We start from the raw sequence: 21,523 nt of genomic DNA on the forward strand, positions 1-21,523 counted from the left end.
ACATCAGCCGGCCCCCCACGGGCATGGCCGCCCGGTGATACGCAGCGACCCGCCGATCGGATCAACGATCGACCGAAAAAATTCCCGGCGGCGGCGGAGTGGAGTCGACGGCGTCCGCGTCGCGCACCACCGCGACGCCGCCAGCGAACCGGTCCAGGTCCGCGCCGGCCACCACCCGGCCGGGGAACCAGTCGCCGGCCGCGCGTCGGGTCAGCTCCGGCACCGGCGGCTCCACCCGGGACGCCACCAGCACCAGGTTGCCGTACCGCCGGCCGCGCAGCACCGCCGCGTCGGCCACCAGGCAGGCCCGGGGCAACACGGTACGCACGGTGGCGACCTGCCCACGGGCGTGCCGCAGCGGCGGCCCGTCGGCGATGTTCGCCAGGTAGCAGCCGTCGGGCGCGAGCACCCGGGCCACCTGCGCGGCGAACTCGACGGAGGTCAGGTGCGCCGGGGTGCGGGCGCCGGCGAACACGTCCGCCACGATCACGTCGTACGCCCCGTCCCGGCTGGACGTCAGCGTCGCGCGGGCGTCCGCCACCCGCACCTTCAGGCGGGGGTCGGACGGCCAGGGCAGGGCACGGCGGACCAGGTCCACCAACGCGCCGTCCACCTCGGACACGCGCTGCGTCGAGCCGGGCCGGGTGGCCTGCACGTAGCGGGGCAGGGTGAGCGCGCCGCCGCCCAGGTGCAGCACCCGCAGCGGCGTGCCCGCCGGCGCCACCACGTCGAGCGCGGCGGCCAGTCGCCGGACGTACTCGAACTCCAGGTGGGTCGGGTCGCCCAGGTCCACGTGGGACTGCGGCGCGCCGTCCAGCAGCAGCGTCCAGGAGCCCGGGCGGTCCCGGTCCGGCACCAGCTCGGCCCGGCCGGTGTCGACGTCGGCCACCACCCGGTCGTCGTCGCGTCGCCGGCCCATCAGCGCCGGATCCCGCGCGCCGCCCCGGTGAGCACCCGGTGCAGCAGCCGGGCGTCGCCGAGCATCCCGCGCAGCCGGCGCTCCAGCCCGGCGATCGGCACCAGGTTCTGCGGGGCACGCGGGTCCTTGTACGGGGTGGACGCGAACCGGGGCAGCGTGACCAGCGACAGGTCGGCCAGCGCGACCGCCTCCGGGACGGTCAGGTCGGCCGAGCACTCCATCCGCACGATGCCCGCCCACGGCGCCCCGGCGGCCACCGGCAGCCGCAGGTACCAGGACCAGCCGCCCCACGCCGTGCCCAGCCGGAACACCGGACAGCGCTGGCCCGGCGCCAGCCCGGTCACCACCGCGGTGAGCCGGGCGTCCAGGTACTGGCTGTGCTGGGTCTTGATGTAGCCGAGCGTGCGCGGCAGGTTCCGCCGGCTGCGCAGCGGACCGTCCACCACCAGCAGGTCGCCGTCGGTGCGGACCGCGTCCGAGACGGCCACCTCCAGCGCGGTGAGCGGGGCCTGCACCGCGGCCGGCAGCTTGCTCAGCTCGCCGGTGCCGGAGACCCGGTGCACCGGGTAGCGGATCGCCCCGGCCACCACGTCCTGCGCCGACGGGCTGGCCGTGAACAGCCCCCGGCCCACCCGGGCGCCGGCCAGCTCGGCGGCGCCCCGGTCCAGGTCGCAGCGGACCACCCCGGCGGCGTACGAGGCGGCGATGCCGGGGAACGAGCCGCCGTCCTCCTCGGCGGTCCACACGCTGGCGTCGATCCGGCGCACGCCGTCGACCAGCAGCACCACATCCGGCGCGCGCACGTCCGGGCGGGCGTCGATCGCCCGCCAGTCGGTCGCCGGCAGCTCGACGTCCGCGTCGACCTGGGCGCTGCTCGGCGCGGCCGGACCGGACCCACCCGCCGCCTCGAACGACGCGCCGTACGCCGGGTCCCACGTGTCGACGAAGAACTTCGGGGTCACAGGCCGGTCCGTTCGACGCGGGCCGTGCGCGCGTCCTTGCGGACCTCGAAGCGGACCGGGATCCGCTCCGCCAGGGCCGGCACGTGGGTGACCACACCCACCATCCGGTCACCCCGGGCGGCCAGGTTCTCCAGCGTGGCCGCGACCGTGTCCAGCGTCGCCGCGTCCAACGTGCCGAAGCCCTCGTCCAGGACGATCGACTCCAGGCTCGCGGCGCTGGTCGACATGCCGGCCAGTTGCTCCGACAGCGCCAGCGCCAGGGCCAGCGACGCCTGGAACGTCTCCCCGCCGGACAGCGTCCGCACACCGCGCCGCAGCCCGGCGTCGTGATGGTCGACCACGAAGAACTCGCCCTTGTCGTGGACCAGGTCGTACTGCCCGCCGGACAGCTCCCGCAGGATCCGCGACGCGCCGTCGACCAGCAGGTCCAGCGCCTCGGTGAGCAACCAGCGCTCGAAGTTGTTGGCCCGCAGGTGCCCGGCCAGCGCGCGGGCCACCCGCGCCTGGCGCTCGTGGCCGGCCCGCTGCTCGCGCAGGTCGGCGGCCTGCTCACGACGCTCGGTGAGTCGGCGCACCTCCGCCTCGGCCCGTTCCACCGCCACCGCGACGTCGCGCAGCGGGTCGTCCGGCGCGTCCAGCCCGGCCGCGGTGAACAACGCGCCGATCCGGTCGGCCACCTCGGCCGCCGTCCGCCCCGCCGCCTCCACCGAGGCGGCCAGCCCGGCCCGGTCGGCGCGCCGCCGGTCGGCCTGCTCGCCCGCCCAACCGGCCAGCGCCGCCCACGCCGCGGCCACGTCGTCCCGGTCGGCGGCCGGCGGCCCGAACCGGGCCAGCCCGTCCCGGACCGCGTCGAAGTCACGCCAGGCCCGGCGCAACCGGTCCTGCGCGCCGTCGAGCGCGCCCCGCGCCCGGCGGGCCGCCTCCCGGCCCGCCCGCACCGCACCGGCCGCCTCGTCCAGCCCCGCCCGCAGCCGGGCGTGCTCGGCCAGCGACCCGCGCAGCGCGTCCGGCGCGGGCGCGTCGGCGAGCTGCCCGTCCAGCTCGGCCAACCGCGCCCCGAGCTGGTCGTGCTCGGCCCGGGCGCGCAGCAGCACCCGGTCCAGGTCACGGGCGGCGGCGTCACGCTCCTGCACCACCCGCTTGGCGGCCTCGCTGGCCACCCGAGCCGCCTTGCCGGCCGCGATCGCCCGGGTCACCGCCGAGCCCTTCGGCGCCGCCGGCACCGTCGACACCACCTGCTCGCAGACCGGACAGGGCGCGCCGTCGACCAGGTGCGCCCGCAGCGCCACCGCCTGGTCGGCGGCCTTCGCCTCCTCGTGCGCGCGGAACGCCGCCTCCAGCTCGACCTCGGCCCGTTCCGCGTCGGCCCGCGCCGAGGCCAGCGCCGCGACCGCAGCGTCGTGCTCGGCCCGCGCCGCCTCCACCGCCGCGCGGACCGTCGCCGCCTCGCCGGTGAGCCGATCCCGGTCGCCGTACGCCCGCAGCTGCAGGCGCAGCGCGCTCTCGTCACCGGCCGCCGCCAGCTCGCCGCGCAGCTTCTCCTCCCGCTCCTCGGCCAGCCCCACCGCGGCGGCCGCCTCGTCAGCGGCCACCCGCGCGGCGGCCACCGCGCGGGCCAGCTCGGCGATGCCCGCCGGCGCCCGCACCCCGTCCAGCACGCCCAGCTCGGCGTCGAGGTCGGCCAGCGCCGCCGCCCGCTCACCCGCCGTCGCCCGGGCCCGCTCCAGCTCCGGTACGGCCGCCGCGACCGCCCCGGCCAGCTCGCGTACCCGCTCGACCCGGCCCCGTGCCTCGGCCAGCCGGTCGTCGTCGACGTCGGCGAGACCGCCGAGCATCTTGTCGACCGCCTCCAGCTTCGCCTCGGCCTGCCCGGCGCGTTCGACCGCCTTCTTCTGGACCTCCTCGTAGACGCCCAGCCCCAGCAGGTTGACCAGGATCTGCTGGCGGGTGGCGGGCTTGGCGTGCAGGAAGTCGGCGAACTGCCCCTGCGGCAGCACCACGCAGGAGGTGAACTGCTCGTACGGCAGCCCGACCGCGTCCAGCACCGCCTGCTCCATCTCGGCCGGCGTGCCGGCCACCACCTCGCCCAGGTCCTCCGGGCTGAGCCCGGTGTCGAGCTTGGTGACGTCGAACCCCGGCGGCATGAGCTGGAGCCCGGCGTTGGCCGTCTTCACCGTGCCCCGGCCGTCGCGACGGACCACCCGGGTGGCGACGTAACGGTCGCCGGCGGACTCGAAGACCAGCCGGACCCGCGCCTCGGTCGCCGACGGCGCCAGCGCGTTGGCCAGCCCTCGCGCGCCGCCCCAGCGGGGGACCGTGCCGTAGAGGGCGAAGCAGATCGCGTCGAGCACCGTGGACTTGCCGGAGCCGGTCGGGCCGACGAGCGCGAAGAAGTCGGCGTCGGTGAAGTCGACCGTGGTCTCGTCGCGGAAGACGGTGAAGCCGGCCATGTCCAGTCGCATCGGCCGCATCAGTGGTCGACCTCCTCGAGCAGTTCGTCGAAGAGTTCCCGGACGTCCTCGTCGGCGTGCCCGCGGCTGCCCAGGTAGTCGGCGAACAGGTCGCGCGGCGAGCGGCCGGCCCGCTGGGCGGTGCGGGTGCCGCTGCCCGGCGTCGGCACCAGCTCCGGGTCGATCCGGATCTCCAGCGCCCGGGGCAGCAGCTCCTGCACCTCCTCGCGCAGCCCGGCCCGGGGCTGCTCCCGGACGTAGACGCGCAGCCAGCCCTCCGGCGGCTCGATCTCGGCGAGCTGGGCGAGGGTGCCGCGCACCGTGCGCAGCGGCACCGCGCCGGGCACCGGCACCTCCCGGACCCGGGCGGCCGTCGTCGCGGTCACCTCCACGATCGTCACCGAGCCGACGTTCTCCTGCTCACCGAAGTCGACAGCGAGCGGGCTGCCGCTGTAGCGGATCGGGCAGGGCCCGACGACCCGCTGCGAGCGGTGCAGGTGGCCCAGCGCCACGTAGTGCGCGTTGCCGGGGAACACGGTGGCCGGCACCGCGTAGCCGAGCACGGTGTGCGCGTCCCGCTCGCCACCGCCGGTGCTCGCCCCGACCACGGTGAGGTGGGCGGTGACCAGGTGCACCCGGTCCGGCTCGGTGAACCCCTCGGCCAGCTTGCCGAGCACCCGGCCGAGGTGGTCGGCGTAGGTCTGGTTGGCCTCGGCGGGGGTGAGCGTGTACATCTCCACCGCCCGGACGGCGTAGCGCTGGGACAGGAACGGCAGTGCGGCGACCTGCCACCGCTCGCCGTCGCGGGTCACCCCGTCGACGACGTGCTCGGCCGGGTTCTCCCGGACGCTGCCGCGCAGCGTGATGCCGGCGGCGTCGGCCCACGGCCGCAGCGCGTCGAGCGCCGCGCCGTTGTCGTGGTTGCCGCCGATCACCACCACGTCGGCCCCGGTACGCCGCAGCGCGGTCAGCGCCCGGGTCACCAGTCGGGTCGCCTCCGGCGTCGGCGCGGCGGTGTCGTAGAGGTCACCGGCGACGATGACCAGGTCGGGCCGCTCGTCCCGGGCGATGTCGATCACCTGGGCGAGGACCTGCGTGTGCTCCTCGGCCCGGGACTGCCCCTTCAGGACCTTGCCGACGTGCCAGTCCGAGGTGTGCAGGATCTTCATGGTGGGTGCCGCCTAGAACGGGATGTCGTCGTCGGAGGAGCCGGAACCGACCACCGCGAAGGGGTCGGCGGCCTGGGTGATCGACCGTAGCGTCTCCGACGGGGCGCGGCCCGCCTCGGAGACCCGGGTGGCCCAGGCCGGGAACGGGAACTCCAGACAGAGCGGCACCGGGATGTCGGGCTGGTTGACGAACATCGTGCCCGGCTTGGCCAGCAGCGCCCGCTGGCGCTGGGCGGGCGGGAGGAAGCCGTATTCCGGGCGGGACGCCTCGGCCGGGTCGAGCCGGCCGACCACCCGGATCGCCGAGTTGGTGACGATCCGCCGCTCGACCTCGCTGGCGGTCTGCTGCGCGCCGACCAGGATCACGCCCAGCGAGCGGCCCCGCTCGGCGATGTCGAGCAGCACCTCCTTGATCGGCGACGAGCCCTCGCGCGGGGCGTACTTGTTCAGCTCGTCGAGCACGACGAAGAGCAACGGCTTGGCGGTGCCGGCCTTCTCCTTGCGCTCGAACTCGCTCTTGAGCGTCACGCCGACCACGAAGCGCTGCGCGCGGTCCGGCAGGTTGTGCAGGTCGACCACGGTGACCTGGGCGCTCTCCGCGGTGTTGATCGAGTGCGGGCGGCGGGTCGCCAGATCGCCGCGGATCAGCCGGCCCAGGTCCTTCTTGCTGCCGATCAACCGGCGGGCGAACGCGTTGACGGTGCCCAACCCGACCGCGCTGCCGGCCCAGTCGCCCCGGGTCTCGTCGTCGTTGAGCTGCTCGACCACGTGGTCGACCAGGTCGGCGTAGGAGCCGAGGCGGACCCCGTCGATGCTCACCCCGCCGTCGGCGGGCTGGGCGTACCGGGCCAGGTGGGCGGCGACCGAGTGGACCACCATCGTGTACTGCTGGCGCTCGTCGTCGGCGTCGGCGAACACGTAGGGCAGCAGGCGGTCGGCGCAGAACTCGGTCAGCGTCCAGTAGAAGCTGTCCACCCCGGTGAGCCGGCTGCTCACGTCGGGGGTGCCGGAGGAGTCGCCGACCCGGGGCGGCGCGTAGACCCGCACGTCCGGGAACGCGCCGGCGTCGAGGCCGAGCTTCGCGTACGCCGCCCGGGTCGGGTCGTCGAGCCGGCTGTTCGGGTGGTCAAGGAAGAGCAGGTCCTCGCCCTTGACGTTGAAGATCAGCGCCTTGGCGTTGACCGCGTCGCCGCCGAGCACACCGGAGCGGAACACCGAGTAGAGCAGGAACGTGGCGAAGCTGGTCTTGGTGGCGACACCGGAGATGCCGGAGATCGACACGTGCGCGCCCCGGGTGCCGTCGAGGAAGTCGGCGTTGAGGTAGACCGGCACCCCGTCGCGGCCCATCCCCATCGGGATCCGCCGCTCCATCCGGTCGAAGTGCAGCGCCCGGGCCCGGGCGTCACCCTCGGCCCGGTGCACCACCGCGCCGGGGGTCGGCGGGACGTAGAACTCCGGGTCGACCCGGGTGGTGGTGACCTCGGCGGCCTCCTGCACCTGCGCCGGCAGCGTGCCGTCGGCGATGGCGAAGACGTCGGAGTCGAACTGCGCCCCCTCGTGCCGGGCGCGCACCTGGGTCACCACCCCGGCGATGGTCACCGGCTCGCGGTCGGGCAGCTCGCGGCGGGTCACCACCACGTCGTCGAGTTGCAGGTAGCTGCCGGGGGCGACGGCCGTCCAGAAGGTGAGCGGGGTGGCGTCGGCGGTGCCGAGCACCCGGCCGACCCCCTCGCCGGGCCCGTCGAGCTGGTCGTCGGTCATCGGCGGTCTCCGGTCGGCTGGTCGTACCGTTGGCGGTGCACGTCGTGCATCCTGCCCGAGGGATGCGACAGGTTGCCACGCGACGCGGCGGACGCCACGCCGGCCGTGCGCCCGGCGGTCGCCGCCCGGATCCGACCGACCACGGTACGTGCCGTTCCGTCCGCCTCGACGGCGTCCCGGCCGAACGGGCGCGGCTGTTCTCCACCCGGTCGGGTCGGTCGCTGCGGTGGCCGCCCGCCGCCAGCCGCGAGTCGCCAGCCGGCGGGAGGGCGGCTCAGGCGGGGGGTGCGGCTCCGGCGGGCGGCGGGTCGCCCGGGTCGCGGGCGTAGCGCAGCATCAGCGTGCCGTCGCCGGCCGCCAGCACGTGCCGCAGCGGCAGGCGGCGCGGAACGCTGCCGTCCCCGGCGGTGATCCGCCCGGGTCCGGCGCCGGCGAGCAGCGGCGCCACGGTCAGGCACAGCTCGTCGACCAGGTCGGCCGCGGTGAGCGCGCCGAACAGGTGCGGGCCACCCTCGCAGAGCACCTGCCCCAGGCCGCGACGGCGCAGCTCGGCCAGGCCGGCGGCCAGGTCGACGCGCTCGTCGCCGTACCGCAGCAGGTCCGCCACCTCGGTCAGTCCGGTCGGTGCCTCCGCGCCGGAGCGGGTGAGCACCAGCGGCCGGACCGGGGCGTCGGCGAAGCAGGCCTGGGCCGGGTCGAGGTCGAGCGAGCCGGAGACCACCACCAGGGTGGGGAACTCGGCCAGCCCCCGCTCGCGACGCCAGGCCCGTCGCTCGGCGCTCAGCCGGACCGCGCGGTAGCCCTCGTGGCGCAGCGTGCCGGCGGCCACCAGGAGGCCGTCGCAGAGCATCCGCAGCAGCCCGAACACGCGCTTGTCCGGCTCGCCGGAGAGCCCGGCCGAGTAGCCGTCCAGGGTGACCGCGCCGTCCGCGCTGGCGACGAAGTTGACCCGCAGGTGCGGGTGGTCGGCGCGGCCGTAGAGCGCGGTGAGCTGCGGGTCGGTCAGCGCGCCGGTGACGGGTGCGGGCCAGATCCGTTCGATCGGGCTTCCGACGCTCATTCGCCGGCCGGACCGGTGACCGGAGGGGTGGGTTCGGCGGTACGGTGCTGGCAGTCGCACCACTTCCGGCCAGGACAGTCGTCGTGCCGCCGCTCCCGGCAGGCTCGGCAGATCATGCCGGCAGCCTATGCCGAGGAAGGATGGGACCGCGTGTCGCGTCAGATCTTCCAGCTGATGGTGTCGCTGGCCGGGGTCCGGCCGCCGGTGTGGCGGCGGGTGCTGGTGCCCGGCGGCTACACCCTGGACCGGCTGCACCGGGTGCTCCAGCACGCGATGGGTTGGCGCGACTGCCACCTGCACTCGTTCGACGTCGACGGGCGCCAGTACGGCGAGCCCGATCCGGACGGCGAGCTGGCGCTGCGCGACGAGTTGGACGTCCGGCTGGACGCGGTGGTGGGCAAGGGCGACCGGTTCCGCTACACCTACGACTTCGGCGACTGGTGGGAGCACGACCTGGTGGTGGAGGACGTCTGCGCCGCCGACCCGGACGAGCGTTACCCGGTCTGCCTGGACGGGGAGCGGGCCTGCCCGCCGGAGGACGTGGGCGGCCCGGGTGGCTACGCCGTCCTGCTGGCCGCGCTCGCCGATCCGGCGCACCCCGAGCACCAGGCGATGCGGGAGTGGGCCGGTCCGGCGTTCGACCCGGCCGGGTTCGATCCGGACCGCGCGACCGTCCTGTTGCGTCGCTGCTGCTGACCGCGCGCCCCCTGGGATTCCCGTCCCGGGGGATGGCGCGGTAACGAAATGGGAACGCTCCCACCGGTCTATTGACACCCCTGACACCTGCCGGCAATCTCATGGGAGCGCTCCCGCGAGTGGCGTCGGTCTCATCCCTGCCTCCTCCGGTTCGCGCGACACGCACCCCCCACCACACAGATATCGCCTCACCACCGAAAGAGGGGTCTCGGATGAGCGTCCCAATCCGCCGTCGGCAGCTCGCGGCCATCGCGCTCGCGTCCGCCATGGTGCTCGCCACCGCCACGGCCTGCGGCAGCGACGACGACTCGTCGGACAGCGGCGACAGCAGCGGTCCGGTGACCCTGGTCGTCGACGTCTTCGGCGACCAGGGCTTCGGCTACGAAGAGCTGTACAAGCAGTACGAAGCCGACCACCCGAACGTCAAGATCCAGGAGCGCGGCAAGGGCCTCGGCCTGGGCGACTACAACACCCGCCTGACCCAGCAGATCACCGCCGGGTCGGGCGCCGGCGACGTGGTGGCCCTGGAGGAGGGCACCATCGTCCAGTTCTACGCGCAGGCCGACAAGTTCGTGAACCTCGCCGACCACGGCGCGAACGACCTCAAGGGCAACTTCCTGCCGTGGAAGTGGGAGCAGGGCACCACCCCCGACGGCAAGGTGCTGGGCCTCGGCACCGACGTCGGCTCGATGGCGCTGTGCTACCGCAGCGACCTGTTCAAGGCCGCCGGCCTGCCCACCGACCGCGAGCAGGTCGGCGCGCTCTGGCCCACCTGGGACCAGTTCATCGCCACCGGCCAGAAGTTCGCCGCCGCCGACAAGAAGCACAAGTTCGTCGACTCGGCGACCAACTTCTACAACGTGGTGCTGATGCAGATCGCGGGCCAGGGCACCGGCTACACGTACTACGACAAGAGCAACAAGATGGTCATCGACCAGAACCCGGACGTGCAGGCGGCCTACCAGCTGACCACCAAGATGATCGCCGCCGGGCTGTCGAACAACCTGCAGTCCTTCTCCAACGAGTGGAACGCCGGGTTCAAGAACGGCACCTTCGCCACCATCGCCTGCCCGGCGTGGATGACCGGTGTCATCAAGGGCCAGGCCGGTGACGCGGCGGCCGGCAAGTGGGACGTCGCCAAGGCCCCGGGCAACGGCGGCAACTGGGGCGGTTCCTTCCTCGGCGTGCCGAAGTCGAGCAAGCACCAGAAGGAGGCCGCCGAGCTGGCCAAGTTCCTGACCAGCGCGCAGGGCCAGATCGGCGCGTTCAAGGCGGTCGGCAACCTGCCGTCGAACCCGCAGGCGCTGACCGACCCGGCCGTGGCCGACTCGACCAACGACTACTTCAGCAAGGCCCCGGTCGGCAAGATCTTCGCCGCCGGCGCCACCGACCTGAAGCCGGTCTACCTCGGCCCGAAGAACAACGCGGTCCGCACCGCCGTGGAGAACACGCTGCGCGCCGTCGAGCAGGGCAAGTCGGCCGACGACCAGTGGCAGGCGGCCCTGAAGAACGGTGCGGCTGCCGGTAAGTGACCCGGCTGAGCCGCCCGCGGGTGGCGCCGGCAGCCCCGCGCTGCCGGCGCCACCCGCGGTGCCCGCAGAGCCCGGCGTCGCCCGTGTGGCGGGTGACGCCGGCCGAGGAGAAGGACTCCCCATGAGCCTCGACCTGCACGCCACGGCGCCGCCCGAGCCCGGTCCGCCGCGCGCCGCCCGTCCCGCGCACCGTCGCGCCGCCTCCGCGACCAAGCTGGACCTGAAGTACTCGCCCTACCTGTACGTCCTGCCGTTCTTCCTGATCTTCGCGGTGTTCAGCGCGTATCCCATCGCGTACACGGTGTGGATCGCGTTGACCGACCGGTCCCCGCTGAACTCGACGATCTCGTTCGTCGGGCTGGACAACTTCGTCGAACTGATCACCGACGACCCGCAGTTCTGGAACGCGGTGGTGAACACGTTCGGCATGTTCGTGCTCTCCACCGTGCCCCAGCTGCTGCTGGCGCTGATGCTGGCCAACGCGCTGAACCGGAAGCTGCGCGCGCAGACGTTCTTCCGGATGGCCATCGCGATGCCGATCATCACCTCGACCGCGGTGGTCGCGCTGATCTTCTCGATGATCTACGCCAAGGACTTCGGCCTGGTCAACTGGCTGCTCGACAGCATCGGCCTGGACCCGATCGACTGGCGGGCGAACCGCTTCGCCTCCTGGTTCGCCATCTCCACCATGGTCGACTGGCGCTGGGTCGGCTACAACGCGCTGATCTACCTGGCCGCCATGCAGTCGATCAGCAAGGACATGTACGAGGCCGCGGCGCTGGACGGGGCCTCCCGGCGGCGCCAGTTCTGGTCGATCACCGTCCCGCAGCTGCGTCCGACGATCATCTTCACGCTGATCATCTCGACCATCGGCGGGCTTCAGCTCTTCACCGAGCCGTTGCTGTTCACCAGCGGCTCCGGCGGCCTCTCCGGCGGCTCGGAGGGGCAGTTCCAGACCATCACGATGTACCTGCTCGACGTGATGAACCAGCGCTTCCGGTGGGGGTACGCCGGGGCGGTCGCGCTCGTGCTCTTCGTGCTCATCGCGCTGATGTCGACGGTCAACTACCTGCTGGCCCGCCGCATCAGCTCCGACAAGTGAGGTGACGAGATGACGACCACCACGCTTCGCCCACCCACCCGGCCGACCGCGCCGGCGAAGGCCACCCACCAGGCCGAGCGGCTCTGGAAGGCCAGCCCGCTCACCTGGTTCGGCCTGGTCCTCGGCGTGATCCTGTCGCTGTTCCCGTTCTACTGGATGATCGTGATCGCCTCCCGGACGAACGACGCGGCCAACTCCTGGCCGCCGCCGTTCCTGCCCGGCGGAAAGCTCGGCGAGAACATCGAGCGGGTGCTCGCCAACGGCGACGCCAACATCGTCAAGGGGCTGCTGAACTCGTTCCTGGTCTCCGGGACGATCACCGTCGCCACGGTCTTCTTCGGCTCGCTGGCCGGCTTCGCGTTCGCCAAGCTCCGCTTCCGGGGCAAGAACGCGCTGCTGCTGATCATCCTCGCCTCGATGATGGTGCCGATCCAGCTCGGCGTGCTCCCGCTCTACATCCTGATGGCCAAGCTCGAGTGGCTGAACACCATGCCGTCGGTGACCGTGCCGTTCCTCATCGGCGGCTTCGGGATCTTCATGATGCGCCAGTACGCCGAACAGGCGGTCCCGAACGAGCTGATCGAGGCCGCCCGGGTGGACGGCTGCTCCACCTGGCGGGTCTACTGGCACGTGGTGGCGCCCGCCCTGCGGCCCGCCGCCGCGGTGCTCGGCCTGCTCACCTTCATGGAACAGTGGAACCAGTTCTTCTGGCCGTTCGTGGTGTTGGCCGACCCGTCCAACCCCACCGTCCAGATCTCGCTGCGCAGCCTCAACACCGCCTACTTCGCCGACAACTCGCAGATCTTCGCCGGTACGTTGATCGCGACCCTGCCCCTGTTCGTCGTGTTCGTTCTGTTCGGCCGCCAGATCATCGGCGGCATCATGGAAGGCGCCGTCAAGTCGTGAGCAACCCAGCCAGCCCGCCCGCCGTCGGCGTCCTCGACGAGGGCCCGGCCCTGACCTTCCCGCCCGGTTTCCTCTGGGGCGCGGCCACCGCCGCGTACCAGATCGAGGGCGCCGCGGCGGAGGGTGGCCGTACGCCGTCGATCTGGGACACCTTCAGCCACACCGAGGGTCGGACGGTGGCCGGGCACACCGGCGACGTGGCCTGCGACCACTACCACCGGATGCCGGACGACGTGCGGTTGATGGCCGACCTGGGGCTGCGGTCCTACCGCTTCTCCGTGTCCTGGCCCCGGGTGCAGCCGGGCGGCGCGGGTGGGGTCAACCAGGAGGGGATGGACTTCTACCACCGGCTGGTCGACGAGCTGCTCGGCCACGGCATCGAGCCGTGGGTGACGCTCTACCACTGGGACCTGCCCCAGCCGCTGGAGGACGCCGGCGGCTGGCCGGCCCGCGACACCGCCGGCCGGTTCGCCGAGTACGCGCAGCTGGTCGCCGACGCGCTCGGCGACCGGGTGACGTACTTCACCACGCTGAACGAGCCGTGGTGCTCGGCGTTCCTCGGCTACGGCTCCGGCGTGCACGCGCCGGGCCGCAGCGACGGCGCGGACGCGGTCCGGGCCGGGCACCACCTGATGCTCGGGCACGGCCTGGCCGTGCAGGCGGTGCGGGCATCCCGCCCGCAGGCGCAGCTCGGCATCACGGTGAACCTCTACCCGGTCACCCCGGCCTCCGGGTCGGCGGCGGACGCCGACGCGGCCCGCCGGATCGACGCGCTGGCGAACCGGTTCTTCCTGGACCCGGTGCTGCGCGGCGCGTACCCGGCGGACCTGATCGCCGACCTGCGCGGGATCACCGACCTCGGGCACGTCCGCGACGGCGACCTGGCGACCATCTCGACCCCGCTGGACATGGTCGGCGTCAACTACTACAGCCGGCACGTGGTCGCCGCGCCGGTCGAGGGCGCGGAGCCGGAGCCCTACTGGCGGGCGCCGTCCTGCTGGCCGGGCAGCGAGGACGTGCGGTTCGTCACCCGTGGCGTGCCGGTCACCGACATGGACTGGGAGATCGACGCCCCGGGCCTGGTGGAGACGCTGGAGCGGGTGCACGGGGAGTACACCGACCTGCCGCTCTACGTCACCGAGAACGGGTCGGCGTTCGTCGACACGGTGGTCGACGGCCAGGTGGACGACCCGGACCGGCTGGCCTACTTCGCCTCGCACCTGCGCGCGGCGCACGCCGCGATCGAGGCCGGGGTGCCGCTCAAGGGCTACTTCGCCTGGTCACTGATGGACAACTTCGAGTGGGCCTGGGGCTACACGAAGCGGTTCGGCATGGTCTACGTCGACTACGACAACCAGGCCCGGATCGCGAAGTCCAGCGCCAGGTGGTACGCCGACGTGATCCGACGCAACGGCCTGGCCGCACAATAAGCTGGGCCAGCCAGTAACGGGCGGCCCGGCACCGACGCCTCAATCGGTGCCGGGCCCGCCCGACCGTCGGAGGAGCACAGACGATGACAACGCAGCGCACCCGCTCGCTCGGGCGCCCGACCCTCGACGCGGTCGCGGCCCGCGCCGGCGTCGGGCGCGGCACGGTATCCCGCGTGGTCAACGGCTCGCCGCAGGTCAGCCCGGAGGCCCGGGCCGCCGTCCAGCAGGCCATCGCCGAGCTGGGATACGTGCCCAACCGGGCCGCCCGGGCGCTGGTCACCCAGCGGACCGACTCGGTGGCGCTGGTCGTCTCCGAGTCCGGGGAGCGGGTCTTCACCGAGCCGTTCTTCGCCGCCATCGTCCGGGGCGTCAGCTCCGGGTTGGTGGAGACGCCCATGCAGCTCTGGCTGGCCATGGTGCAGTCGCCGATCGAGCGGGAGCGGGTCGAGCACCACCTGACCAACCAGCACGTCGACGGCGTGCTGCTGCTCTCCCTGCACGACTCCGACCCGCTGCCCACGCTGCTGGAGGAGCGTGGCCTGCCCGCGGTGCTCGGCGGCCGGCCGGCCCGGATGCTGCACCCGAACGCGCAGCCGGCGTGGTTCGTCGACGTGGACAACGTCGGCGGGGCCCGCCAGGCGGTGGAGCACCTGTTCGCCCAGGGGCGCCACCGGGTCGCCACCATCGCCGGCCCGCAGGACATGGGCGCCGGCCTGGCGCGGCTCTCCGGCTACCAGGAGGCGGTGCGGGCCGCCGGGGGCACTGTCGACCCCGGCCTGATCGGGTACGGGGACTTCAGCGAGGGCAGCGGCACCGCCGCCATGCGCCGGCTGCTGGAGACCTGCCCGGACCTGGACGCCGTCTTCGTCGCGTCCGACCTGATGGCGTTCGGCGCGTTGCGCGCGCTGCGCGAGGCCGGCCGGCGGGTCCCCGAGGACGTGGCGGTGATCGGCTTCGACGACGCCCCGATCGCGCGCCAGGCCGAGCCGCCGCTGACCACGGTGTTCCAGCCGGTGGAGGAGATGGGCCGGCAGATGGCCCGCCTGCTGGTCTCCCGCATCCGGGGCGACGAGGTGCCCTCGCCGCACGTGCTGCTGGACACCGAGCTCATCCACCGCGCCTCCGCCTGACCCTGACCGCCGCGCGGGCGGCCGGGGCGGTCAGGACCAGCGGCGCAGTTCGCGGCGGGCCAGGGACGCCCGGTGGACCTCGTCGGGGCCGTCGGCCAGGCGCAGCGTCCGGGCCTGGGCCCAGAGCGCGGCGAGCGGGGTGTCCTGGCTGACGCCGGCCCCGCCGTACGCCTGGATCGCCTTGTCGATCACCCACTCGGCCATCGCCGGGGTGGCGATCTTGATGGCCTGGATCTCGGTGTGCGCGCCCTTGTTGCCGACCGTGTCCATCAGCCAGGCGGTCTTGAGCACCAGCAGGCGGGCCTGCTCGATCCGAACGCGGGACTCGGCGATCCACTCCCGCACCACGCCCTGCTCGGCGAGCGGGCGGCCGAACGCCACCCGGTCGAGAGCGCGTCGGCAGAGCAGCTCCAGCGCCCGCTCGGCCATGCCGACCAGCCGCATGCAGTGGTGGATCCGGCCGGGACCGAGGCGGGCCTGGGCGATGGCGAAGCCGGTGCCCTCGGCCCCGACCAGGTTCTCCGCCGGCACCCGGACGCCGGAGAAGTCGATCTCGGCGTGCCCGCCGTGCGGGGCGTCGCTGTAGCCGAAGACCGTCATCCCGCGCCGCACCGTCACGCCCGGGGTGTCCCGGGGGACCAGGATCATGCTCTGCTGGCGGTGCCGGTCGGCGTCCGGGTCGGTCTTGCCCATCACGATGAAGATCTCGCAGCGCGGGTCCATCGCCCCGGACGACCACCACTTGCGGCCGTCGACCACGTAGTCGCCGCCGTCGCGGGTGATCCGGGTGGCGATGTTCGTCGCGTCCGAGGAGGCGACCTCCGGCTCGGTCATGCAGAACGCGGAGCGGATCTCGCCGGCCAGCAGCGGCGCGAGCCAGCGCTCCCGCTGCGCGTCCGAGCCGAACTCGGCGAGCAGTTCCATGTTGCCGGTGTCCGGCGCGGCGCAGTTGAGCGCCTCCGGGGCCAGGTGCGGGCTGCGACCGGTCAGTTCGGCCAGCGGCGCGTACTGGAGGTTGGTCAGGCCGGCGCCGTAGCGGGCGTCGGGCAGGAACAGGTTCCACAGGCCCCGGGCCCGCGCCTCGGCCTTCAGCTCGTCCATCACCGGCGGGCGGGCCCACGGGTCGCCGGCCGCGAGCACCTGCTCGTGGTGCACCGGCTCGGCCGGGTAGACGCACTCGGTGAGGAACGCCTCCAGCCGCTGCCGCAGCTCGATCGTCCGGTCGTCGTACGCGAACTCCATCTACTTCTCCCTCACCGCGTGCAGACCGTGCGCGACCAGCGGCGCCACCATCTCGCCGATCCGGTCGAACCCCTCGCCGAGCGTCTGCCCGAGGGTGTGCCGGTAGTGGATGCCCTCGCAGATCACCGCCAGCTTGAAACAGCCGAGCGCCACGTGCCAGTGCAGCGGGCCGACGTCCACGTCGCTGCGGCCGGCGTAGCGTTCGATCAGCTCGGCGCCGGTGGGGAAGCCGGCCCGGGGGCCGATGCCGTCGGCCACCGGGTTGCCCTCGGCCTGGTCGCTGTCGCCGAGCACGTCCCAGTAGGTCAGCAGCAGGCCGAGGTCGGCGAGCGGGTCGCCGAGCGTGGCCATCTCCCAGTCGAGCACGGCCCGCACCGCCACCGGGCCGACTGTGGCGAGCAGGTTGTCCAGCCGGTAGTCGCCGTGCACGATCCGGCCCGCGTTCGCGCCCTCCGGCACGCTGCCGGCCAGCGCGTCGCGCAGCTCGTCGATGCCGGGCAGCGGGCGGCTGCGGGAGCGGTCCAGCTGGCCGGCCCAGCGGCGGACCTGCCGGGCCAGGTAGCCCTCCGGTCGGCCGAAGTCGGCCAGCCCGACCTCGGCCGGCTCCACCCGGTGCAGGGTGGCGAGCGTGTCCATCATCGCCAGGGCCAGGTCACGCCGCTGGTCGGCGGTGAGCGCGTCGGTCTGCTCCCGCCGCCGGTAGACCTCACCGTCGACCTTCGCCATCAGGTAGAACGGCGCGCCGATCACGCTGTCGTCCGGGCAGAGCAGCAGCGCCTCGGGGACCGGCACCCCGGTCGGGGCGAGCGCCGAGATCACCCGGTGCTCGCGGGCCATGTCGTGCGCGGTGGCCAGCACGTGACCGAGCGGCGGCCGGCGCAGCACGACCTCACGGTCGCCGGCGCGCAGCAGGTAGGTCAGGTTGGACTTGCCGCCGGCGATCAGCCGCGCCGAGAGCGGCCCGGCCAGATCCGGCCGGTGCGTGGCGAGGTGGGCGGCGAGCCGGTCGAGGTCGAGCCCGCGTGGGGCCGGACCGGTCGGGGGCCGGGCAGCGTCGACGGCCGGATCGGTCATCCGAATAGTTGATGGCAGCTCAGCTTTCTTGTCAAGGTCGGATTTTCCCGCCGGGACATGCCGCTGCAACGGGGGCGAAATGGTCAGCCGGCAGGCTGGGCCCCAGCCTGCCGGCCGTCGAGCCGGCCCGCCGAGCGGAGGGGATCAGACATGCTGCTGAGAGTTCGGGTGACCCTGCCGGACCGACCGGGCACGCTCGGCCAGGTGGCCCGGACACTCGGCGTCTCCGGCGCCGACATCGTGCAGGTGGTGGTCCTGGAACGGCTCGGCGGGCGGGCGGTCGACGACTTCACCGTGGTCTGGCCGGGCGCGGCGCGGGTGGAGCGGCTGCTCGCCGGGCTGGCCGCGATCCCCGGTGTCCGGGTGGACGGGGTGTGGCGGGCGATCGGCGCGCCCACCACCACCGGCCAGGACGCCGAGCTGCTCGCCCAGGTGGCGGCCAACCCGACCGACGGGGTGGCCACGCTCGTGGACGCCGTGCCCGGGCTGCTCGCGGCGGACTGGGCGGTGGCCGCCGTGGTCCCGCTGGACTGGGCGTCGCGCAGCGGCGGGTGCGGCACGGCCACGGTCGGGCACGCGAGCTGGCGGGCCCCGAGCCCGCCCCGGCTGCCCGAGGTGACCCCGCTGCGGGCCCGCGCCCTGACCGCGCCGGACGGGCACCACTACGCGGTCGCGCCGTTCGGTCGGGCCGGCCTGGTGCTGGTGGTCGCCCGCGACCACAGCGAACCGCTCGCGGCCGCCGGGTTCCACTCCACCGAGGTGGACCGGCTCGCCCAGCTGGTCCGCGCCAGCGCGGTGATCCTCGGCGACCGGCTGGACCTGGTCGGCGCGCCGCCGGTGACCACCATCACCTGACCGGTCGCGCCGCGTCACCCGGGGGCAACGGGAGCGCAACAGGCGGCCGGCAAGGTCGGGGGTGAGGAAGGGAGACAACCATGGCGCTCTGGCGGATCCGAGCCACCGTGGACGACCGGCCGGGTTACCTGTCGGTGCTCACGGCGAGCCTCGCGTTGCGCGGGGTCAACATCCTCACCGTGCAGGTGCACACCACCGAGGTCGGCGCGGTCGACGACTTCCTGGTCGACGCGCCCGAGCAGGTCACCGAGGCCGAGCTGCGGGCCGCCGTGGAGCGCGGCCGGGGCCGGGACTGCTGGGTGGCGCGCAGCGAGGCGCGCGGGCTGGCCGACGAGCCGACCCGGGTGCTCGGCCTGGCCGGCCGGCTGGTGCGCGACCCGGAGGCGGCCGGCGCGACGCTGCGGACGCTGCTCGGCGCCGACGCGGTGACCTGGCGCCCGACCCCGGCCGCCGCGCCCGGCGGCGTGGGCGGCACCACCATGCTGCTCACCGACCCGGCCGGCGGCGGCTACGAGCTGCGCCGCCGGGAGCCGAGCTTCACCCCGGCCGAGTACGCCCGGGCACAGGCCCTGGTCGAGCTGGCGGCGACGCTGGCCCGCCGGGACGTCGACCGGGTCACGCTGGTGCTGCCGGACGGCGCGGAGGTGACGGTGCGGCCGGCCACCGTCGAGGACGTGCCGGCCGTACGCGAGCTGCACACAGCCTGCTCCTCGCGGAGCCGGCAGCGGCGCTACCTGAGCGGTGCGGCGGACCCGTCGCCGGCTCGGCTGCGCCGGCTGCTGGAGCCGGCCCGGGGGGTGACAGTGCTCGCCACGGCGGGTTCCGGCGGGGCGGCGGAGCCGGTCGTGGCCATGGCCAACCTGCTCGGCGAGGGGGACGAGGCCGAGGCGGCGCTGCTGGTGCGCGACGACTGGCAGCGCCGGGGTCTCGGCTCGGCGCTGCTGCGCCGCCTGGTCGGGCACGCCGACCGGGCCGGCTTCGCCGCCGTGCTGCTGCACGTGCAGGCGGAGAACACGCCGATGCTGCGGACGCTGCGCCGGCTGGACCGGCCGGTGGCGGTGGAGCGCGACGGCGCGGTGCTGACCGCGACGCTCCCGCTGGTCCCGGCGTCGGCCGGGTGGCCGACGGCCGGCGGTGCGGCGGGCGCGGTGACCGGCGGACCGGTGACGGCCGGTCGCGGGGCGGGTGCCGGTGTGGTCGTGCCGGCGCAGCGCTCGGATTGAGCTGACGGTCGTCCGGTCCGACCACGGAGGTGAGCCGCAACGGCGCGGCGCGCCCGAGGGGCACGACCGGACGGCCGCAACCGGCGCCCAGTGCGCCACCCGGACCGACTCCCGATGCGGGGGACGGTGACACGGCGGGGCCCCCGGTGCGGGGGCCCCGTTCGTGTGTCGGGACGGCTCAGGTGGCCGGGTAGCTGCTGTAGTCCGGGAAGTTGCCGTACAGGCGTCGGTCGCCGCCCACGGTGACCGCCTGGACCAGCAGGTCGCCGCCGACGAACGCGCCCTTCCAGGAAGCGCCGCGGCCGCCGAACGGCTCGTCCCGGTCGCCCCGGGAGCGGGGCTTGTTGATGCCCACCTTGAACGCCTGCAGGTCGACCGCCAGCTTGCCGGCCAGCTCCTCGTCGTCGCAGGCCAGCGACGCGACAAGCGCGCCGTTGGAGGCGTTCATCTGGGCCAGCAGCTCGTCGGTGGTGTCCACCACGACGATGGTGTCCACCGGGCCGAACGGCTCGGCGTGCATCAGGCGGGACCGGCCGGGCGGGGCCAGCAGCACGGCGGGGGCCACGTACGCCGAGGTGTCCTGCCCGTCGAGGAACGGCGCCCCGTCGAGCTTGCCCCGGTGCAGCGGCACCGCGCCGCCGCGTACCGCCTCGTCGACCTTGCGCCGCAGCTCGTCGGCCTTGGCCGCGCTGATCAGCGGGCCGAAGTCCAGCTCCGGCAGCGGGTCGCCGGCCGACCACTCGTCGCCGACGGCGAGCGGGTGGCCGAAGCGGACCGAGCGGACGACCGGCAGGTACATGTCGAGGAACTCGTCGACCAGGTCCCGCTGGACCACGAACCGGGGGTACGCGGTGCAGCGCTGCTTGCCGTACTCGAAGCCCTTCTTCAGGTGGGCCGCGAGCGTGTCCCACTGGGAGAAGTTCCAGATGCCCCAGGCGTTGAGGCCCTCCTGCTCGATGAAGTGCCGCTTGTCGGAGTCGAGCAGCGCCGCGGCGACCTTGCCGCCGTTGGAGCGCCCGCCGACGAACGCCACCGCGCCGATCTCCGGCGCGCGGACCAGCACCTCGGACAGTTCCTCGCCGCTGCCGGAGACCAGCGTGGCGGGCAGCCCGGCCCGGCGCATCAGCGCGTGCGCGACGGTGAGGCAGACCGCGCCGCCCTGGGACGGGGTCTTGGCGATGACCGCGTTGCCGGCCAGGAGCTGCACCAGTTCGGCGTGCACGAGCACGCTCATCGGGTAGTTCCAGGAGGCGATGTTGCTGACCGGGCCGGGCAGCGGCTCGCGGCCGTCGGCGAGCATCCGCTCGATCTCACCGACGTACCAGCGCACGCCGTCGAGCGCCCGGTCCACGTCGGCGCAGGCGAGCCGCCACGGCTTGCCGATCTCCCAGACCAGCAGCAGGGCGAGCAGGTCACGGTGCGCGGTGAGCGCGTCGAGCGCGTCGGTGACCCGGGCGGTGCGCTCGGCCAGCGGGGTCCGGGCCCACTCCCGGTGCGCGGCGGCGGCGTGGGCGACCGCGGCCCGGGCGGCGTCGGCGTCGAGCCGGGCCAGGTTCACCAGCGTGGTGTTGTCGACCGGGCTGCGGACCGCGGTGGGGGTGCCGAGCGCCCGCCACTGGCCCTCCACGAGGTTGTGCAGCGTGGCGCCGCCGTCGGCGCTCGTGTCGAAGGCCTCGGGCGTGGCGGCCACGGCCCGGGCGAGGGTGTCGGACCAGGAGGTGCCGTCGGCGAGTCGAAGGGCCATCGCGATCTCCTCAGGTTGTCCGGGGGAGCGGCGGCGTCGATGGCACCGCTGGTGAGGCGTACTGTCCCGCGGAGCCGATCGGGCGGGCAACCGTACGCTCGTATGCCAGGACGCGAGGCCGCTTCCCGTCGGCCTCCGCGTTCGCTGCGGGCGTTTACGGACCGGGCCTGAGCTGCGAATTCGCCCTGAAATAATCCATGAACATCGATGATGTGATTCATCTCCATCGGGGTTACCGATGGGTAGGGCGGCCCGGGTCCGGCCGCCG

Annotated in this window: 17 protein-coding genes; 8 read left to right on the top strand and 9 right to left on the bottom strand. The window is 74.1% G+C overall.

Going from position 1 to position 21,523, the window contains the following annotated elements:
- Positions 1–61: 61 nt before the first annotated feature.
- The 6 genes from O7600_RS27375 to O7600_RS27400 form a co-directional block, all read right to left on the bottom strand.
- Positions 62–919, bottom strand: a complete 858-nt coding sequence (locus tag O7600_RS27375) for a fused MFS/spermidine synthase (protein ID WP_281591277.1) — start codon at positions 917–919, stop codon at positions 62–64.
- Complete coding sequence (locus O7600_RS27380) at positions 919–1,881, bottom strand: hypothetical protein (protein WP_281591278.1); 963 nt, start codon at positions 1,879–1,881, stop codon at positions 919–921. The genes O7600_RS27375 and O7600_RS27380 overlap by 1 nt, the downstream gene beginning before the upstream one ends.
- Positions 1,878–4,352, bottom strand: coding sequence for an SMC family ATPase (locus tag O7600_RS27385; protein ID WP_281591279.1), 2,475 nt, complete (start codon positions 4,350–4,352; stop codon positions 1,878–1,880). The genes O7600_RS27380 and O7600_RS27385 overlap by 4 nt, the downstream gene beginning before the upstream one ends.
- On the bottom strand, positions 4,352–5,500 hold the full coding sequence (locus O7600_RS27390; protein WP_281591280.1) for an exonuclease SbcCD subunit D: 1,149 nt from the start codon (positions 5,498–5,500) through the stop codon (positions 4,352–4,354). The genes O7600_RS27385 and O7600_RS27390 overlap by 1 nt, the downstream gene beginning before the upstream one ends.
- A gap of 12 nt (positions 5,501–5,512) precedes the next feature.
- On the bottom strand, positions 5,513–7,261 hold the full coding sequence (locus tag O7600_RS27395; RefSeq protein WP_091579317.1) for an ATP-binding protein: 1,749 nt from the start codon (positions 7,259–7,261) through the stop codon (positions 5,513–5,515).
- A gap of 274 nt (positions 7,262–7,535) precedes the next feature.
- On the bottom strand, positions 7,536–8,321 hold the full coding sequence (locus tag O7600_RS27400) for a pyrimidine reductase family protein (protein ID WP_281591281.1): 786 nt from the start codon (positions 8,319–8,321) through the stop codon (positions 7,536–7,538).
- A 150-nt stretch (positions 8,322–8,471) separates the two neighbouring features.
- Here O7600_RS27400 and O7600_RS27405 point away from each other — a divergent pair, with 150 nt between their 5' ends.
- The 6 genes from O7600_RS27405 (at position 8,472) to O7600_RS27430 (ending at position 15,117) form a co-directional block, all read left to right on the top strand.
- Positions 8,472–9,017 carry a plasmid pRiA4b ORF-3 family protein gene (locus O7600_RS27405; RefSeq protein WP_281591282.1) on the top strand — a complete coding sequence of 182 codons (546 nt, stop codon included), beginning with the start codon at positions 8,472–8,474 and terminating at the stop codon, positions 9,015–9,017.
- Between the two features lie 212 nt (positions 9,018–9,229).
- A complete protein-coding gene (locus O7600_RS27410; RefSeq protein WP_281591283.1) occupies positions 9,230–10,549 on the top strand; it encodes an extracellular solute-binding protein in 1,320 nt (439 codons plus the stop codon).
- A gap of 121 nt (positions 10,550–10,670) precedes the next feature.
- Positions 10,671–11,651, top strand: coding sequence for a sugar ABC transporter permease (locus O7600_RS27415; protein ID WP_099161936.1), 981 nt, complete (start codon positions 10,671–10,673; stop codon positions 11,649–11,651).
- A 9-nt stretch (positions 11,652–11,660) separates the two neighbouring features.
- Positions 11,661–12,557 (top strand): carbohydrate ABC transporter permease, encoded by an 897-nt coding sequence (locus O7600_RS27420; RefSeq protein ID WP_099161935.1) that lies wholly within the window; start codon positions 11,661–11,663, stop codon positions 12,555–12,557.
- Entirely contained in the window at positions 12,554–13,987 is a 1,434-nt protein-coding gene (locus O7600_RS27425) for a GH1 family beta-glucosidase (RefSeq protein ID WP_281591284.1), read from the top strand. Before O7600_RS27420 ends, O7600_RS27425 begins: the two co-directional genes overlap by 4 nt.
- Before the next feature lie 83 nt (positions 13,988–14,070).
- Positions 14,071–15,117, top strand: a complete 1,047-nt coding sequence (locus O7600_RS27430) for a LacI family DNA-binding transcriptional regulator (RefSeq protein WP_281591285.1) — start codon at positions 14,071–14,073, stop codon at positions 15,115–15,117.
- A 30-nt stretch (positions 15,118–15,147) separates the two neighbouring features.
- Here O7600_RS27430 and O7600_RS27435 read toward each other — a convergent pair whose 3' ends face one another.
- Both O7600_RS27435 and O7600_RS27440 read right to left on the bottom strand, forming a co-directional pair.
- Positions 15,148–16,359: an acyl-CoA dehydrogenase family protein gene (locus O7600_RS27435; RefSeq protein WP_281591286.1), complete on the bottom strand. Its 1,212-nt coding sequence runs from the start codon at positions 16,357–16,359 to the stop codon at positions 15,148–15,150.
- The gene (locus tag O7600_RS27440; protein WP_281591287.1) at positions 16,360–17,433 is read right to left on the bottom strand and encodes a phosphotransferase family protein; all 1,074 of its coding nucleotides are present in this window, start codon (positions 17,431–17,433) and stop codon (positions 16,360–16,362) included.
- 150 nt (positions 17,434–17,583) lie between these two features.
- On the opposite strand from O7600_RS27440, the gene O7600_RS27445 reads away from it, so the two are divergent.
- Both O7600_RS27445 and O7600_RS27450 read left to right on the top strand, forming a co-directional pair.
- Positions 17,584–18,288, top strand: coding sequence for an amino acid-binding protein (locus tag O7600_RS27445; RefSeq protein WP_281591288.1), 705 nt, complete (start codon positions 17,584–17,586; stop codon positions 18,286–18,288).
- Between the two features lie 80 nt (positions 18,289–18,368).
- Entirely contained in the window at positions 18,369–19,511 is a 1,143-nt protein-coding gene (locus O7600_RS27450; RefSeq protein ID WP_281591289.1) for a GNAT family N-acetyltransferase, read from the top strand.
- A 178-nt stretch (positions 19,512–19,689) separates the two neighbouring features.
- Here O7600_RS27450 and O7600_RS27455 read toward each other — a convergent pair whose 3' ends face one another.
- A complete protein-coding gene (locus O7600_RS27455) occupies positions 19,690–21,255 on the bottom strand; it encodes an aldehyde dehydrogenase family protein (protein ID WP_281591290.1) in 1,566 nt (521 codons plus the stop codon).
- Positions 21,256–21,523: the final 268 nt, after the last annotated feature.

The organism is Micromonospora sp. WMMA1998, from assembly GCF_027497375.1.
In the GTDB taxonomy this organism is placed as follows: Bacteria; Actinomycetota; Actinomycetes; order Mycobacteriales; family Micromonosporaceae; genus Micromonospora; species Micromonospora sediminicola.